This is a genomic window from Serratia sp. P2ACOL2 (assembly GCF_003691565.1).
Classification (GTDB): Bacteria; Pseudomonadota; Gammaproteobacteria; order Enterobacterales; family Enterobacteriaceae; genus Serratia; species Serratia liquefaciens.
Genome location: NZ_CP033162.1, coordinates 3,489,623 through 3,505,769 on the forward strand (window position 1 = coordinate 3,489,623; position 16,147 = coordinate 3,505,769).

Annotated in this window: 14 protein-coding genes and 1 tRNA gene; 7 read left to right on the top strand and 8 right to left on the bottom strand. The window is 56.5% G+C overall.

Annotated features, from left to right (window positions below):
• Window positions 1-32: 32 nt before the first annotated feature.
• The 3 genes from EBA31_RS17065 to EBA31_RS17075 are packed head-to-tail and all read right to left on the bottom strand — an operon-like array spanning window position 33 to window position 5,801.
• Window positions 33-1,436: an efflux transporter outer membrane subunit gene (locus EBA31_RS17065; protein WP_122079811.1), complete on the bottom strand. Its 1,404-nt coding sequence runs from the start codon at window positions 1,434-1,436 to the stop codon at window positions 33-35.
• Entirely contained in the window at window positions 1,433-4,606 is a 3,174-nt protein-coding gene (locus tag EBA31_RS17070) for an efflux RND transporter permease subunit (protein ID WP_122079812.1), read from the bottom strand. The genes EBA31_RS17065 and EBA31_RS17070 overlap by 4 nt, the downstream gene beginning before the upstream one ends.
• A complete protein-coding gene (locus EBA31_RS17075; protein ID WP_122079813.1) occupies window positions 4,599-5,801 on the bottom strand; it encodes an efflux RND transporter periplasmic adaptor subunit in 1,203 nt (400 codons plus the stop codon). The genes EBA31_RS17070 and EBA31_RS17075 overlap by 8 nt, the downstream gene beginning before the upstream one ends.
• Window positions 5,802-6,089: 288 nt before the next feature.
• On the opposite strand from EBA31_RS17075, the gene EBA31_RS17080 reads away from it, so the two are divergent.
• Window positions 6,090-6,797, top strand: a complete 708-nt coding sequence (locus EBA31_RS17080; protein WP_020827675.1) for a heavy metal response regulator transcription factor — start codon at window positions 6,090-6,092, stop codon at window positions 6,795-6,797.
• Complete coding sequence (locus EBA31_RS17085) at window positions 6,794-8,251, top strand: heavy metal sensor histidine kinase (RefSeq protein WP_122079814.1); 1,458 nt, start codon at window positions 6,794-6,796, stop codon at window positions 8,249-8,251. The genes EBA31_RS17080 and EBA31_RS17085 overlap by 4 nt, the downstream gene beginning before the upstream one ends.
• A 1-nt stretch (window position 8,252) precedes the next feature.
• Here EBA31_RS17085 and nac read toward each other — a convergent pair whose 3' ends face one another.
• The gene (gene nac / locus EBA31_RS17090) at window positions 8,253-9,176 is read right to left on the bottom strand and encodes a nitrogen assimilation transcriptional regulator NAC (protein ID WP_122079815.1); all 924 of its coding nucleotides are present in this window, start codon (window positions 9,174-9,176) and stop codon (window positions 8,253-8,255) included.
• A 347-nt stretch (window positions 9,177-9,523) separates the two neighbouring features.
• Here nac and EBA31_RS17095 point away from each other — a divergent pair.
• Window positions 9,524-9,599: transfer RNA gene (locus EBA31_RS17095), tRNA-Asn, on the top strand.
• 69 nt (window positions 9,600-9,668) lie between these two features.
• Here the strand turns inward: EBA31_RS17095 and EBA31_RS17100 are convergent.
• From EBA31_RS17100 to EBA31_RS17115, 3 genes are all read right to left on the bottom strand, one after another.
• Window positions 9,669-10,001: a type II toxin-antitoxin system PemK/MazF family toxin gene (locus tag EBA31_RS17100; RefSeq protein ID WP_122079816.1), complete on the bottom strand. Its 333-nt coding sequence runs from the start codon at window positions 9,999-10,001 to the stop codon at window positions 9,669-9,671.
• Complete coding sequence (locus tag EBA31_RS17105; protein WP_122079817.1) at window positions 10,002-10,259, bottom strand: antitoxin; 258 nt, start codon at window positions 10,257-10,259, stop codon at window positions 10,002-10,004.
• A 196-nt stretch (window positions 10,260-10,455) separates the two neighbouring features.
• Window positions 10,456-10,659, bottom strand: coding sequence for a hypothetical protein (locus tag EBA31_RS17115; RefSeq protein ID WP_122079818.1), 204 nt, complete (start codon window positions 10,657-10,659; stop codon window positions 10,456-10,458).
• 167 nt (window positions 10,660-10,826) lie between these two features.
• Here EBA31_RS17115 and EBA31_RS17120 point away from each other — a divergent pair, with 167 nt between their 5' ends.
• From EBA31_RS17120 to EBA31_RS17135, 3 genes are all read left to right on the top strand, one after another.
• Entirely contained in the window at window positions 10,827-11,804 is a 978-nt protein-coding gene (locus EBA31_RS17120; protein WP_122080650.1) for a DUF1852 domain-containing protein, read from the top strand.
• A 27-nt stretch (window positions 11,805-11,831) separates the two neighbouring features.
• Window positions 11,832-12,863: a methionine synthase gene (locus EBA31_RS17125; protein ID WP_122079819.1), complete on the top strand. Its 1,032-nt coding sequence runs from the start codon at window positions 11,832-11,834 to the stop codon at window positions 12,861-12,863.
• A gap of 592 nt (window positions 12,864-13,455) precedes the next feature.
• Entirely contained in the window at window positions 13,456-14,055 is a 600-nt protein-coding gene (locus EBA31_RS17135) for a hypothetical protein (protein ID WP_046373148.1), read from the top strand.
• 33 nt (window positions 14,056-14,088) lie between these two features.
• Here EBA31_RS17135 and EBA31_RS17140 read toward each other — a convergent pair whose 3' ends face one another.
• Window positions 14,089-15,021 carry a LysR family transcriptional regulator gene (locus tag EBA31_RS17140; RefSeq protein ID WP_122079821.1) on the bottom strand — a complete coding sequence of 311 codons (933 nt, stop codon included), beginning with the start codon at window positions 15,019-15,021 and terminating at the stop codon, window positions 14,089-14,091.
• 144 nt (window positions 15,022-15,165) lie between these two features.
• Here EBA31_RS17140 and EBA31_RS17145 point away from each other — a divergent pair, with 144 nt between their 5' ends.
• Complete coding sequence (locus EBA31_RS17145; RefSeq protein ID WP_122079822.1) at window positions 15,166-16,053, top strand: SDR family oxidoreductase; 888 nt, start codon at window positions 15,166-15,168, stop codon at window positions 16,051-16,053.
• The last annotated feature ends 94 nt before the right edge of the window (window positions 16,054-16,147 follow it).

Below are 16,147 nucleotides of genomic sequence, written 5' to 3' on the forward strand. Positions count from 1 at the left end.
CGCGGTGAAGGCCGCGCCTGTTGGCAAAACCCTTATTCGCGCCACCCGCCGCCCAACGCACGGTAAAGATCGACGAGATTGGTCAATCGCGCCAGGCGCGTATCGACCAACACCTGCTGCGCCGCATACAGAGAACGCTGGGAATCCAGCACGGTCAGGTAGTTATCCACGCCCTGCTGAAAACGCTGCTGCGACAAGCTGTAAGCGCGTTGATTGGCCGCCACCAACTGCGTTTGCGCCCGGATTTGCTCATCCAGCGTGTCGCGACCGGCCAGCGCATCGGCGGTTTCGCGAAATCCCTGTTGTATCGCCTGCTCATAACGCGCCACCTCAATGCGTTTTTGCACCTCCGCCAGATCCAATCCCGCACGCAAAGAGCCGCCGGAGAAGATAGGCAGCGAGAGCTGCGGCACAAAACTCCAGGCACCGGAACCAGCAGAAAATAAACCGTCCAGGCCGGCGCTGGCCGTGCCGCCGAAACCGGTCAGGCTGAGGGTCGGAAAGAACGCCGCCCGCGCCGCGCCGATATTGGCATTAGCGGCGCGCAGCTGATGCTCTGCCGCTCGGATATCCGGCCGCCGGGTCAGCAAATCTGCCGGCAGCCCGGCCGGAATGGTTTCCGGCAACAGATCGTCCGGCAAGGTGCTGGCCTGCGCCAGACGCGAACTCATCGCCGAGCCCAACGGCTGCCCAACCAACAGCGTCAGGGCATTGGTGTCCTGCCGAACCTGACGCCGATACTGAGCCAAATCACGCTGCGCCGTCCGTACCCCAACCTCCGCCTGGCTGCGATCCAGTTCGGTCGCCACACCGAGCTGGAAGCTTTGTTCCACCAGCCCAAAGGCCGCCTGCTGTGAGCTCAGCGTTTCCTGCGCCAGCGCCAGAAGTTCGCTATCGGCGCGTAGCGTAAGATAAGCGTTGGCGGTTTCGGCGATCAGCGCCAGTTGCGCGGCGGCCCGGGTTTCATCCTGTGCCAAATACAATTCCAACGCCTGCTGGTTCAGGCTGCGAAGCCGCCCGAACAGATCCAACTCCCACGACAGCGCTCCCCCGACCTGATAGCTACGCCCCACCGCAGACTGCCCGCCTGCGGACAGACTGCCCGGGGTACGCTGTACCGAACCACTGCCCTGCGCCGCCAGGGTGGGCAGCGTATCTGCCCGTTGAATGCGGTAGTTGGCGCGAGCCGCCTCCACGTTCAGCGCCGCAATGCGCAAGTCACGGTTATTCGTCAGGGCCTGCGTAATCAGCGTTTGCAGCAGCGGATCGCGGTAAAACTCACGCCAACCGATAGCCGCTGCCGTTCCGTCGACCTGCGCGACGCCATAATCCGGATAGGCTGGCGCTACCGGCGCAGCGGGGCGTTGATAGTCCGGCGTCAACGAGCAGCCCGTCAGGGTGGCAGTGGCCAGCATGATAGCCAAAAGTTTTATCATGACTCGGCTCCCGGCGCCGGGGCTGTTATCTCCGCTTCATCCTCCGCCCGGCGGCGTTCGCTGAGCCGTTTCACCCGAAACAGCCGCAGCATGATGACGAAGAACGCCGGTACGAAGAAAATGGCCAGGAAGGTGCTGGTCAGCATGCCGCCGATCACCCCGGTGCCGATGGCATTCTGACTGCCGGAGCCCGCCCCGCTGGCAATCACCAGCGGCACTACGCCGAGAATAAACGCCAGCGAGGTCATCAGGATCGGCCGCAGCCGCTGTCTGGCGGCCTGCACCGCCGCCTCTACCGGACTGGCGCCGGCTTCGAAGTGCGCCTTGGCGAACTCCACGATCAGAATGGCATTTTTGGCCGCCAGCCCGACGGTGGTCAGCAACCCCACCTGGAAATAAACGTCGTTGGCCAGCCCACGCAGCAACGTGGCCACCACCGCGCCAATCACCCCGAGCGGCACCACCAGCATCACCGCGCTGGGCACGCTCCAGCTTTCATACAGCGCCGCCAGACACAGGAAGACCACCAACAGTGAAATCGCATAGAGTGCCGGTGCCTGGGCGCCGGACAACCGTTCTTCAAACGACAGTCCGGTCCAGTCGTAGCCCACGCCGGGCGGCATGGTGGCGGCAATGCGTTCCATTTCAGCCATCGCATCGCCGGAGCTGAAGCCCGCCGCCGGTTCGCCCTGCAGGTTAAACGACGGTGCGCCGTTGTACCGATTGAGCTTTTGTGCGCCGTAGGTCCATTCGGCGCTGGCAAAGGCGGAGAACGGCACCATATCGCCGTTGTCGTTACGCACAAACCACTGTTCCAGATCCTGCGGCAGCATGCGCGACGAGGCATCTCCCTGCACATAAACCCGCTTCACCCGACCGCGATCGATAAAGTCGTTCACATAACCCGAGCCCCAGGCCAGCGACAGCGTGCGGTTAATCTCCGTGATCGGCACGCTGAGCGCCCGCGCCTTCTCGCGGTCGATCAGCAGTTCATACTGGGGCGCATCCTCCAGACCGTTGGCACGCACGTTGTTCAACACCGGGCTCTGCCGGGCAGCGGCAAGGAACCTGTCGCGCGCCGCCAGCAATGGCTGATGCCCAATACCGCCACGATCCATCAGTTGGAAGTTAAAGCCCGCCACGTTGCCCAATTCACGTACGGCCGGGGGCGAAACCACAAAGATACGGGTATCGCGAAAGTCGCGTGCGAACATGGCGTTGAGGCGGGCGGCGACCGCGTCGGCCTTTTGCGAGGCGTCCGGCCGTTGGTCCCAGTCATGCAGGCGAATAAACAGGGTGCCGACGTTCTGCCCGCGCCCGCCGAAGTTAAACCCGGAGATAGCGAACACCGAACGCACACTGTCCTTCTCCATTTTCAACAGGTACTCCGTGGCACCGCGCAAGGTGGCCTGCGTCCGTTCTGCGGTGGCCCCGGCCGGTGCCTGTACCTGCGCGAACAACATGCCCTGATCCTCCTGCGGCAGGAACGAGGTCGGAATGCGGGTAAACAGCCAGCCGGTGGCAATGGCAATCACCAGATAAATCAGCATCAGCCGACGCGGGCGGCCCAGACCGCGCATTACCGAAGCCGCGTAACTGCGGTTGGCCCACTCGACGCGGCGGTTAAACCAGCCAAAGAAACCTTTGCGTGCGGCATGCTCTCCCGGCTTTACCGGCTTGAGCAGCGTAGCGCACAGCGCCGGGGTAAACACCACCGCCACCATCACCGACAGCACCATCGAGGAGACAATGGTGATGGAGAACTGCCGGTAGATCACGCCGGTCGAACCGCCAAAAAACGCCATCGGCACAAATACCGCCGACAGCACCATGGCGATGCCTATCAAGGCACCGGTGATCTGGCTCATCGATTTACGGGTTGCCTGCTTCGGTGAAAGCCCCTCCTCATGCATCAGCCGCTCGACGTTTTCCACCACCACGATGGCGTCATCCACCAGCAGGCCAATCGCCAGCACCATGCCAAACATGGTCAACGTATTGATCGAGTAACCGAAGGCCGCCAGCACGCCAAAGGTTCCCAGCAGCACCACCGGCACCGCCAGCGTCGGGATCAGCGTGGCCCGGAAGTTCTGCAAAAACAGGTACATCACCGCAAACACCAGAACAACCGCTTCCACCAGCGTACGCACCACGTTTTCGATCGACAGGCTAATGAATGGAATGGTGTCATAGGCATCCACGGCTTCCATTCCCGGCGGGAAGAAGGGTTTCAGCTCCGCCAGCGTGGCACGCACCGCCTGCGCGGTTTGCAGCGCATTGGCACCGGTTGCCAGACGCACGCCCAGCCCCACCGCCGCATTGCCGTTGTAGTAGCTATCAATCGCGTAGTTCTGCGCGCCCAGCTCAATGCGCGCCACGTCGGCCAGGCGAACCCGCGAACCGTCAGGATCGGTTTTCAGCAGGATTTGGCCGAACTCCTCCGGGGTCTGCAAGCGTGAGGGGCCAATCACCGTGGCATTCAGTTCCTGGCCGGGCAACGCCGGTTGTCCCCCCAACTGACCGGATGAAACCTCAACGTTCTGTTCCTGAATTGCATTGCTGACGTCAGTGGCGGTCAGGCTGTAGTTCACCAGCGCAGCAGGATCCAGCCAGATGCGCATCGCATAAGGCGCACCGAACAATTGGAAGTCCCCAACGCCGTTGGTGCGGCTGATCGGATCCTGGACATAGGAGGCGACATAATCCGCCAGATCTTGCCGGGTCATGCTGCCATTCGTCGAGACAAACGCCATCACCATCATAAAGTTGGCGGTGGACTTGGTGACGCGGATCCCCTGCTGTTGTACCTCCAGCGGCAACAGCGGCTGTGCCAGCGCCAGCTTGTTTTGTACCTGTACCTGAGCGGTGTCGGCATTGGTGCCCTGCGCAAAGGTCAACGCAATGCTCATGCTGCCGTCGGAATTACTTTCGGAAGAAATGTATTGCAGATTGTCGAGACCGTTCATCTGCTGTTCAATCACCTGCACCACCGTATCCTGCACCGTCTTCGCCGAGGCACCGGGATAGTTGACCTGAATGCTGACGGTGGGTGGCGCGATGCTTGGGTACTGCGCCACCGGCAGATTGGCAATCGACAGCAGGCCACACAGCATCATGATGATGGCCAGCACCCAGGCAAACACCGGGCGCTCGATAAAGAATTTAGCCATGCGCCGGCTCCTTACGAGTGCTGCTTAACAGCGTTGTGGCAGCCGGAGCCCACTCCACCGCATTGACCTGTGCGCCAGGCCTGACCTGCTGCACGCCTTCGACAATCACCCGATCGCCCGCCGCCAGCCCGGTCGACACCAGCCAACTGTCCCCCATCGCCCGTTCGGTGGTCAGTTCGCGCAGCTCAACCTTGCCCGCCTCGTTCACCACCAGGGCGGTCGCTTCACCGCGCGGGTTGCGGGTAATGCCCCGCTGCGGCACCAGCAGCCCACCTTGCGCGGCCATGCCCTCTAACAGCCGGGCTCGCACAAACATGCCCGGCAGCAGCTTGCGTTCCGGATTGGGGAATACCGCGCGCAGCACCACCGAGCCGGTGGAACGATCCACCGTGATTTCTGAAAATTGCAATTTGCCGCCGTGGACATAGCGAGAGCCGTCTTCCAGTGTCAGAGTGACCGCCGCAGACTGAGGGCCGTCGGCCTGAGCAACCGCGCCGCTTTCCAGCGCATTTCTCAACCGCAAAAGTTGGACGCTGGACTGGGTCACGTCCACATAAATCGGATCTATCTGCTGCACCGCCGCCACCGCCTCGGCCTGCTGCGCCGTCACCAGCGCCCCTTCGGTCACCAGCGAACGTCCAATAATGCCGTCGATGGGTGACAGCACCCGGGTATAAACCAGATTGATACGTGCCGTTTCCAACTGCGCCTCCGCAGACTGTACGTCGGCCACCGCCTGCTGATGAGCGGCTACGGCGTCGTCATACACCTGACGACTGATGGCCCGGCTCTCTGCCAGCGGCCGGTAACGTTGAATCAACAACGCGGCGGTACGCAGCTGTGCCCGCGCTCGCGCCAAGGCCGCATTGCTGCGATCGTATTCCGCCTGAAACAGCCCCGGGTCGATTTGGTAAAGCGGTTGCTGCGCCTTGACCTGTTCCCCTTCGGTAAACAGGCGTTTTTGCACTATGCCCCCGACCTGTGGCCGCACTTCCGCATTGCGAAAGGCGGCAACCCGTCCCGGCAGTTCACTGGTCAGGGGTATAGGTTCGTTTTTCAACGTTACCACCCCGACTCGTGGCGGTGGCGGCGGTGCAGTCGGCGGCGTATCGCGAGCGGCCACCACCAGCCACAAAGAGAGCGAAGTAGCGGCCACCACAACGCCGACAGCAAGAGAGGCGATTTTGAGGCTCATGAGTCCGTATCCTTTTAGGTGCTGGGTCAAGGGTTGCGCGGCGCGCCACAAAGCGGCCAAAGGTTACTGTACGAGCGGCAAACTGACCTCAACGTGACCCGCAGATAACATTCGTGTCAGTTAACGCGTTTTTTATCTGGCGGCGGCGTTAGCTGACAAAAATGTCAGCCAGCCGTCAGCTTCACGACCGCATGGCTGTCATAAACTCATCACTGAACATGATGTCTTGTGGCAAGGTGGCGGGTTTCATGATTAATTAATCATCAGGTGATAATGACGGGAGTGGCCATGCGATTACTGTTGGTTGAGGACGAAGAAAAAACCTCGTCCTACGTTAACCGCGCACTGAGCGAACTGGGCTACACCGTAGACGTCGCCGGCGATGGCATTGAGGGCTTGCACCTGGCGGTGCAGCAGGACTATGACGCGGTGATCCTGGATGTGATGCTGCCGGGCAAAGACGGCTATGCGGTATTGGAAGGCCTGCGCGCCAGCAAACAGACGCCGGTGTTGATGCTGTCTGCCCGCGGTTCGGTAGACGAACGCGTCAAGGGCCTGCGCCACGGCGCGGATGATTATCTGCCCAAGCCGTTCTCGCTGATTGAACTGGTCGCCCGCATCCAGGCGTTATTGCGCCGTCGCACCAGCGACGGCATTGACGTCACCCAACTGCAAATCGACGATCTGCACGTGGATCTGCTGGCGCGGCGAGTGACCCGCGGCGGGGAGCGTATCGATCTGACCGCCAAAGAATTTGCCCTGCTCAGCCTGTTGGCTCGCCATCAGGGGGAGATACTGTCCAAAATGATGATCGCCGAACAGGTTTGGGACATGAACTTCGACAGCGACGCCAACGTGGTTGAAGTGGCGATTAAGCGACTGCGCGCCAAAATCGACTCCCCCTATCCGCAAAAGCTGCTGCACACAGTGCGTGGCATGGGCTACGTGCTGGAAAATCGTCCGCTGCATCGCGATGCGCCACGGATAATCGCCTGATGAAAATTTCCATTTCCAGCCGGATGGCATTGATGTTCGCGCTGACCATGGCGCTGATCATGCTGGTGCTGGCGCTGTTTCTGCGCAGTTCGCTGCTGACCTCGTTACAAAACCAGATGCACAACGAGCTGCACTTTCGCCATTCGCTGGTCTCCCCCTTTATCGAAGCCAAAGGGACCGCGCGCGACTGGCCAATGGTGCGACAAAAGCTCAATACCCTGTCCAACAGCGAAGGCAACCAGGTGAAATACTGGGTGATCAGCGAGGATCCGCGCTACCGCTTCGGCGGTGCTCCCCCGCCAGGCACCCACTGGTCAAAACTGCCGGACGGTTTCGCCACTGCCGCCAATCCTGATGGCGATTGCCCGTTGTATATGCTGATCGCGACGCTGCCGCCGCTGGGAGCTCGCCCAGAGGTGCGCTATGTGGTCGCAATTGATTCTGCCCCCTATATGGGCACGCTGAGAGAGTTCACCCAGGCGCTGGTGGTGATTTCGCTGCTGGGGATTGGGCTGGCGGCCCTGCTGGGCTACGCCATATCGCGCTTCGGTATGCGGCCGGTGCTCAATCTCAGTGAACAGGCGCACCGTCTGGTGCCCGGCACTACCGGCCAGCGGCTGGACAGCGCCACCTTACCGGCGGAACTGCGCAACCTGGCGGAGTCTTTCAATGGCGTACTGGCGCGCCAGGAAGTGGCCTGGCGGCAGTTGGAGAGCTTTAACGCCGACGTGGCGCATGAGTTGCGCACCCCGCTCACCAATCTGATTGGTCAAACCCAGTTGGCGCTGGCTCGCGAACGCAGCGTTCAGGAACTGGAAGAACTGCTGCAGTCGAACCTGGAAGAGCTGGAACGCATGACCTCCATCGTCAACGACATGCTGTTCCTGTCCCACGCTCAGGCCGGGCAATACGCCACCCAACTGAGCGAAGTGTCGCTGCGGGAAGAATCTCTGAAAACGGCGGAATATGTCGAACCTTCGTTTATGGAAAACGATTTGACCATTGAGATTTCCGGAGAGGTGCGGGCGCAGGTTGACCGGCGGCTGTTCCATCGTGCGCTGGCTAACCTGCTTGAAAACAGTGCGCGCCACGCCGTCGCGGGCAGCGCCGTTTCGGTACTGCTGCAGGAGCAGCGGGGATTTGCCGTCGTCGCCGTTGCCAACCAGGGCGAAACCATCGCCCCCGAGCACCTGAGCCGGCTGTTTGAACGCTTCTACCGCGTCGACTCTTCGCGCGTTCGCAGTGACATGCACCACGGTCTGGGGCTGTCCATCGTCCGCGCTATTGCGCTGATGCACCAGGGGGAGGCCTTCGTCCACAGTCTCGACGGCGTCAACACCTTCGGTTTCTCGCTGGCGCTGTCGCGGCCAGAGGAAAACCTGACGCCACCGGCGCCAAAACCGCTGCCGGCGGCTCCCGCCATCGCCGAGGTTAAGCGGGAAAGCCTGTCGTGATTTATTGTACCAACGCCAACACGCGTTTTTCCTGACTGCGGCTGGCGGCGATCGACAGCAGGATCTCTTTCACCACCAACGCCGGCGCCGACAGGGAGTGCTGTGCGGAAATGCACAGCGACAGCGGCACGCTAAGCGACGGAGCGTTGATTCGAGCCATCCAGGCCTTGGCCGGTCCAATCATCGCCCGCGCCACCGACTCGGGTAAAATGGTGGCCCCCAGGCCGCTGGCGATGGCCGCGCTCAAGGTGCTGGAGGACTCGATTTCACCAATCACATTAGCGGCCAGCTTGCGCACCGCCATGGCTTCATCCACCTGGGTGCGTACCACATCACCTTCGCGCGGCAGGAACAGATTCAGGCGCGCAACGTCCAGCAGATCAACGCTGTTACCCGGGTTCGGCACCGCACGCGTCGCCACCAGATAGAGATCTTCTCGCATCAGCGCGGTGGCCTGAAGGCCCGCAGGCATTTTGGCACCGTAGATCACCGCCATATCCAGACTTTGACCGGCAACCTGTCCGGCGAGCGTAGAGCCGATGTTCTCATTCAAACTGAGTAAGATACCCGGATGCTGATCGCGTACCGCCTGCAACAGCGGCAGCGCCAACTGTGATGCCAGGCTACCCGGCGCCAGCCCGATGGACACCTGACCGCTCATCGCCTGGCCGGCGCTGTTGACCGCGCTCTGCGCCTGTTCGCACTGGCGCAAAATGGTCTGGGCATGGGCATACAGGATGTTTCCGGCCTCGGTCGGCATCACGCCGCGCTTGGTGCGGATCAGCAGTTGCTGTTTCAGTTCCCCTTCCAGGGTGGCCAACTGCTGGCTGAGCGCCGGCTGCGCAATATGCAGCACCTCCGCCGCCTGGGTCAGGCTGCCGATATCGACGATTTTCACAAAATACTTCAGACGTCTGAAATTCATATTGCCTCCGTCATGCCGCTGAACTGCGTTGACAGAACGGCAGCAAGATCCGGGCCAGACCGACGAAATAAGAGAAGCCGTTAACTAATTGCCGGAAAAACAAGAAAAAATGATGCTGGTGCTCAATACCTCCCTGCGTTGGACGACCCAGAACGGAGAAGGTTTGCACCAGCGTGAAGCACGCGGAGTGCAGCTCATGGCCGCTCCTGAACCATTGCGCAGCAGAGCATCAATAAAAGCCATAAAAAGCAGCAGGTTGAATAATCTTGCAGCAAACGAAACGGCAAGGCGTTTTCAGGCTTTACAAGCCCGCATCACCCCGCTATTATTCGCCCCGTTCACACGATTCCTCTGTAGTTCAGTCGGTAGAACGGCGGACTGTTAATCCGTATGTCACTGGTTCGAGTCCAGTCAGAGGAGCCATATTAAAGACGCCCGCTTAAGGAAACTTAAGCGGGCGTTTTGCTTTTTTTTTCAATTTAATTAAAAACTTCAGGTCAGAATAGCTTCCAGCCTGCCCAGCACCTCGTTCATGATACTGTCAGGTAGACGTTCCAGTCGTTTGCCGCTACGAGCCCCCATATCAATGGTTCTGGGCTGGTCGCAACGAATAACACCCGTTGTTTTCGTCCCTGCGCCATCCAGTGATACGGTAAACCCCGCCATGCGGGCAAAGTTTCCGCCGCTGGTCACAGGAACAATAACGGGTAACCGGGTGAACTTGTTAAACGATGCCTTCGATACGATGAGGACCGGTCGGCTTCCGCTTTGCTCATGCCCGGCAGTCGGATCAAGTGAAACGAGCCAGATTTCGCCTCTGTCCATTTACAAGATCTCCTTACCCACAGCCGGCGCATCAATCCATTCCCGATCTTCCTCGCTTATTTCAACATGCGGGTCGCACTGCGCCAGCAGTTCCTCAAGCGAATAGCGGGGCCGTTTCTGGGGTTCAATAATCAGGCAGCCATTATCAATGGTCATGCCAACCTCACTGTCCGCCGACAGCGCCAGCGTTTTCAGCACCGCAGGAGGAACCGCCAGCATGACGGATCCGCCAACCTTTTTCAGGCGAGTTGTATACATAAAGCACCTCCGGATATTATATTTTAATATAACATCAACGGCGGGTGGTGCACGATTTTTAGTCAGATTCATAGGGCGTTTTCCTTAACGTAACGAGGCATACGATAGAAAACTATTCTTACGGCTCAAAGGATTATGACAAATCGGATAAACAAAATGCGGCGCAGATTCCAGATCAGGCTGCGCCGGGAATATCTCAGCTATAACGCGAAGGCCTGATTTGCTCTGGTGCGATATCGAGCGCTTCGGCAATCAGCCCCCCCACCTCGTCTTTATCCCCTTCCCATTGGCCTGTTCTGTTGCCCGTTTCTGCCCGCAGGATGCCGCTGCGGATCGGTAAGCCCAGGGGGTTGGCAACTCTGCCGATACCCGCCGCTGTCAGATCATGAAGATAGCTCATGTGGTAATGAAATTTAGTCGCTTTCACTCATCCGATGGCTCTGGCATAAAATATGCAGCATTAACTTATTGACAACATGAAGACTGATGAGTGAACAAACCAGTAACTTCTACGAAATCAAGAAGCGAATTCAGTTTTCATCTCAGAACTTAGGGTGCAACATCGCGATGAGCAGAGACTTTACATTTACGATTAAGCGCAGCCTTTTCGATGAGGATTATAACCCCTCTGAGAATACGCGTATTACCACCAATTTTGCCAATTTGGCCAGAGGGAAAAATCGCCAGGAGAATCTGCGCAACACATTGGTAATGATTGATAATCGTTTCAATACGTTAGCGCATTGGGACAACCCAAAAGGCGATCGTTACTCTGTCGAGCTTGAAATTATTTCTGTCGAGATGAGTGTTGAAGGCAATGGCAATACCTTCCCAGTGATTGAAATATTAAAAACCAACATTATTGATAAAAAAACTCACCAGCGGATTGAAGGCATTGTCGGGAATAATTTCTCTTCTTATGTGCGAGATTATGACTTCAGTGTATTGCTGCTGGAACACAACAAAAACCAATCTGGGTTTAGCATACCAGATGATTTTGGCGACCTGCACGGCAACATATTTAAGTATTTCGTCAACTCAACGGAGTACAAACAGAATTTTAAAAAGTCACCGGTCATCTGCTTAAGCGTCTCAAGTAAAGACACTTATCAGCGGACGGGTAACCAACACCCTGTATTGGGCATAGAATATCAGCAAAATGACTCCTCTTTGACTGAGAAGTATTTCGAAAAAATGGGATTACAGGTTCGCTACTTTATGCCGAAAAATAGCGTTGCGCCTTTGGCCTTTTATTTCTCCGGCGATTTGCTCAGTGATTACACTGATATTGAGCTTATCAGTACCATCAGCACGATGGAGACTTTCCAAAAAATTTATCGGCCTGAGATTTACAATGCGAACTCTGCCGCAGGGCAATATTATCAGCCAAGCCTGAATCAGCAGGATCATTCATTGACAAAAATTGTTTATGACCGAGAAGAACGCAGCCAGTTGGCTATTGAGCAGGGGAAATTTACTGAAGAGCATTTCATCAAACCCTACAAGAATATTCTTGAGCAATGGTCTGCTCACTACGCTCTTTGATTAATCGAAAATAAAAGGTCATTTATTATGAAAATTTTGCTCCCAACTTCTACTGCTGGCAGTTTGCCGAAACCTTCCTGGCTTGCACAACCAGAGACACTTTGGTCACCGTGGAAACTGCAAGATGAGGAATTAATTGAGGGAAAACAAGATGCCCTGCGCTTGTCCCTGGATGATCAACTGCGTGCAGGCATTGATATTGTCAGCGATGGCGAGCAAACGCGCCAACACTTTGTCACTACGTTTATCGAACACCTGAGCGGCGTTGATTTCGAGAAGCGCGAGGTGGTTAAAATCCGTAATCGCTACGATGCGAGCGTACCAACCGTGGTTGGTGCTGTGGCGCGACAAAAACCCGTTTTTGTGGAAGATGCCAAGTTTTTACGTCAGCTGACCAAGCAACCCATCAAATGGGCCCTGCCAGGCCCGATGACCATGATCGATACGCTTTATGATAACCACTATAAGAGCCGCGAAAAACTGGCCTGGGAATTTGCCAAGATCCTCAATCAGGAAGCCAAAGAATTAGAGGCTGCGGGCGTCGATATTATCCAGTTTGATGAACCCGCCTTTAACGTTTTTTTTGATGAGGTGAATGATTGGGGGATCGCCGCACTGGAAAGAGCCATTGAAGGGCTTAAATGTGAAACGGCGGTACATATCTGCTACGGCTATGGCATCAAGGCCAATACGGATTGGAAGAAGACGCTGGGATCAGAGTGGAGACAATACGAAGAAGCGTTCCCCAAACTGCAAACTTCGAATATCGATATCATCTCGCTGGAATGTCATAACTCGCATGTTCCTATGGATCTGCTTGAACTGATCCGCGGTAAAAAAGTGATGGTCGGGGCCATTGACGTGGCGACCAACACCATAGAAACCCCGGAGGAAGTGGCCAATACATTGCGGAAGGCCCTTCAGTTTGTCGATGCCGACAAACTCTACCCTTCGACCAACTGCGGCATGGCGCCTTTATCGCGTCGGGTAGCCACAGGCAAACTCAATGCCTTAAGCGCAGGTGCAGAGATCATCCGCAGAGAGCTTTCAGCAAAGTAACTTCGCCCAATATCCTGCTTTCGGCGGATAAATGTGCGAAGTGGTAAACCCTATTTGAGCCCGCTCAGGGAAACTTGAGCGGGCTTCTCGCATTTTTTCCGCCAACGTTGCTACACGTTGCATCGGTTTGCGCAGTGCTGCGCCTTTTAGTCTTTTCTCCACGCGACACACGTTCATCACTTAACTTCACCCTCACTATCGCCAGTAGAGTAAGTGCTATGAAATTTTTCAGACACCTTGTGCGTACGCCAAATTTCGTACAGTATACGGAGATAAGATGGGATTCAGGGACGTAAAAAAGCTCGCTATACGCTGTCTTCAGCAAGGTGCGTATGACCATGAGGTACGTGGCAACATCGATGTCAAGAATCTGTTCGCCACTGGTCAGGTTGATAAAAACGAGGTAATCGAACTTATCAGGAAAACTTCCGGAGACGCATATCAGTGCCGTCCACATCATCAGGATGCCGCTACTGACGTTCACATTCTTCAACCCTGGAAGTCCGGTTGCTGCTGGTACGTAAAATTTTATTTTATGGAACCCGACGTCATCTTTATCAGCGTGCACCAATAAATCGACAAGGAGTTCAAAGTGAAAATTGTTAAAGAAGGCGATACGCGTGCCGTTCTGTGTCACCACTGCGGGAAATCTATCGCGACTTATCGTTTACGCGATGTGGACTTCAGCGATCGGCGTGGCACGGTAAAGAATATTCTGGCCGCGGTCTGTAACCAATGCGACGCCGTGGTCAGTGTCCCTGCTCAATCCACACCGCAAATTAAAAGCGAGTTTGAACAAAGCAAGTCGGCGCTGGAAGTCCGGGTTCCGGCGCACTATCTCGATATTCTTAACGTCGCCACGCAGAAAATAGATGCTTCACTGGGCGAAGATTTTCATAAGACGCTGATCCTGTATTACCTTCATGCGCTGACCACCGGCTACTATCATCAGGAAGGACTGAAAGCGCTGTTAGGCAGCGAGCTGGCAAATGCCAAGGCATCCAAACGGCTGTCGATGAAAGTCACTAAAAAACAGCTGGCTGAAGTCAATAGCCTAATGGAACAACAGAACCTGATGCGAAGCTCCGACGTAGTCAAAGCGGTGATCCTGAAAGTTTGTCAGGATATCGTGCAGGAGAAAAACCTGGGCGTGTTGCCGGAATTGCGCAACCTCGCCGCCGCCATTTCCTGAGACTTTTTTCTGTCGCTGAGTGCCTAACGCCCCTCAGGCGCGCTCGGTCATGCTGCCATCTGGCCCCAGATTGTCAGTCAGGATCTTCAATAACGCGCGAACTTTCGGCAGCGCCTGCCGGCTCTTGAGCCAGGCCAGATTAATCGGTAATCCATCGGTTGCCAGATGAGGCAATACCTCCACCAGCGAACCCTCTGCAAGCTGCCGTTTCACCAACCAGGTAGGCAACTGCGCTATGCCGTGCCCGGCCAAAACGGCGGTAAGCTGCCCTTCTGCATCGCCGATAGCCACCCGCGCCGGTAACACCCTTTTCTCGCTGTTATTCGCCTGCACGCCGGCAAAATGCCAGGGGGTGAGCATACCGTTGCCTTCGCCGTAAACCACGCAGCTGTGATTATCCAAATCCTGTTCGTTGTTCGGCACGCCGCGCTTTTTCACATAGGCCGGTGAAGCGCAAAAAATATGCCGCTGCGCCCCCAGATAACAGTGTCCTAAAGTATTCGGCCAAATATCCGCGCCGCCGATACGCACAATAATATCGATCCCCTCTATCACAGGATCGACAAAGCGGTCGGAAAACGAAATATGCGGCATTAACAGCGGATGATGCTCAATTAGCTTGAGGATCACCGGTAAAGCATGCAGACGACCATAGGCGGCAGGAAGATCGATACGCACCCTTCCCCGTGGCTCGGCATTTTCGGCCTGCATGGCAAGCTCCGCCTCTTCCAGCTCGCCCAATACGCTGGTGCAGGTGCGGTAAAAGGTTTCCCCCGCGTCGGTCAGTGAGAGACGCCGCGTGGTCCGGTTAAACAAGCGAACCTGCAGCCGGCTTTCAAGACGGGCAATGCCTTTGCTGATGGCGGAACCGGTCAAATTCAGGCGTTCTGCGGCGGCCGTAAAGCTGCCCAGATCGGCTACGCAGACAAACAGATCGATACCTTTGAGTCGTTCGGAAGAAAACATAGTCCGTCACCATTAATGAATTTAATTCCATAAACTCGGTAATTTATAGCCTAAATAGGAAATTTATTCCCCGTAAACTCGATCTGGTAATACATCCTCAGGGCCAGGCCCGATTCAACCACAGACCATGACAAGAGTTTATTGATGAGCATAAACAAACCAAGGGTGCTGATTACCGGCGCCACCGGCCAGATAGGCGGCGATACTTTGCGTAACCTGCAGGCAGACACCACCATTGCCCTGGTGGCGGCGGTACGCTCCCCGAAAAAAGCCGAGCCTTTTACCGCTCAGGGCATCAACACCGTCATTATGGATTTTGATCAAGAAGAAACGCTGGCGCCGGCGCTGCAGGGTATTGACCGCGCCTTTCTGGCGACCGGCTATACCGTCGACATGCTGCGCCAGAGCAAGGTGTTTCTCGATAAGGCGAAACAGGCCGGGGTGCAGCATATTGTGCACCTCGGTGCTTGTGGCCGCGACGACACCACCATTGCTCACTGGGCCTGGCATCAATTGATCGAACGTTATATTGAGGCATCAGGTTTCAGCTTTACGCATTTGCGGCCGGAGTGCTTTATGCAAAATCTGATCGGCTACGGTGGCATTCCCGCGGTGGTCAACGGCGTCATTCAGCAATACACCGGTGATGCTCCCTTCAGTTGGGTCGACGGCGAAGACGTCGCGCTGGCGGCAGCCTGTTCACTGCTGCACCCTGAACAGCATGCGGGCAAAACCTATCGACTGGGTTATGACGCCAAATCCTATGGCGAGATTGCGGCCATGTTGACGGAAATACTGGGCCAGCCATTTCGCTATGAAGCGCTCGATTACCGGATTTTCCTGGAGAACATGCGGCAATCTGGCGCCGAGATGGCTTATATGAACTGCGTTGGCGACAATCTGCGCCGCATTGCCGAACGCGATATTCCCGGCGTTGAAGAAACCTTTGACAACTTCCCGACAATTGCCGGCAAAGAGCCGGTTCGTTGGCCAGAGTTTATCCGCAAACACCGGGCCGCTTTCGCCTATTAATTCCTTTTTTATCTGGCCCGTTTGGGGAAAACCAGGCGGGCTTTAGCTTTACATCTGCCCTGCGCCACTTAGGCTCACCATCAGAAAAATTTTT

Excerpts from the sequence above, each read along its gene's own strand:
- EBA31_RS17065 (WP_122079811.1), bottom strand. The coding sequence starts at position 1,436 with ATGATAAAACTTTTGGCTATCATGCTGGCCACTGCCACCCTGACGGGC.
- EBA31_RS17070 (WP_122079812.1), bottom strand. The coding sequence starts at position 4,606 with ATGGCTAAATTCTTTATCGAGCGCCCGGTGTTTGCCTGGGTGCTGGCC.
- EBA31_RS17075 (WP_122079813.1), bottom strand. The coding sequence starts at position 5,801 with ATGAGCCTCAAAATCGCCTCTCTTGCTGTCGGCGTTGTGGTGGCCGCT.
- EBA31_RS17080 (WP_020827675.1), top strand. The coding sequence starts at position 6,090 with ATGCGATTACTGTTGGTTGAGGACGAAGAAAAAACCTCGTCCTACGTT.
- nac (WP_122079815.1), bottom strand. The coding sequence starts at position 9,176 with ATGAATTTCAGACGTCTGAAGTATTTTGTGAAAATCGTCGATATCGGC.
- EBA31_RS17100 (WP_122079816.1), bottom strand. The coding sequence starts at position 10,001 with ATGGACAGAGGCGAAATCTGGCTCGTTTCACTTGATCCGACTGCCGGG.
- EBA31_RS17105 (WP_122079817.1), bottom strand. The coding sequence starts at position 10,259 with ATGTATACAACTCGCCTGAAAAAGGTTGGCGGATCCGTCATGCTGGCG.
- EBA31_RS17115 (WP_122079818.1), bottom strand. The coding sequence starts at position 10,659 with ATGAGCTATCTTCATGATCTGACAGCGGCGGGTATCGGCAGAGTTGCC.
- EBA31_RS17120 (WP_122080650.1), top strand. The coding sequence starts at position 10,827 with ATGAGCAGAGACTTTACATTTACGATTAAGCGCAGCCTTTTCGATGAG.
- EBA31_RS17125 (WP_122079819.1), top strand. The coding sequence starts at position 11,832 with ATGAAAATTTTGCTCCCAACTTCTACTGCTGGCAGTTTGCCGAAACCT.
- EBA31_RS17140 (WP_122079821.1), bottom strand. The coding sequence starts at position 15,021 with ATGTTTTCTTCCGAACGACTCAAAGGTATCGATCTGTTTGTCTGCGTA.
- EBA31_RS17145 (WP_122079822.1), top strand. The coding sequence starts at position 15,166 with ATGAGCATAAACAAACCAAGGGTGCTGATTACCGGCGCCACCGGCCAG.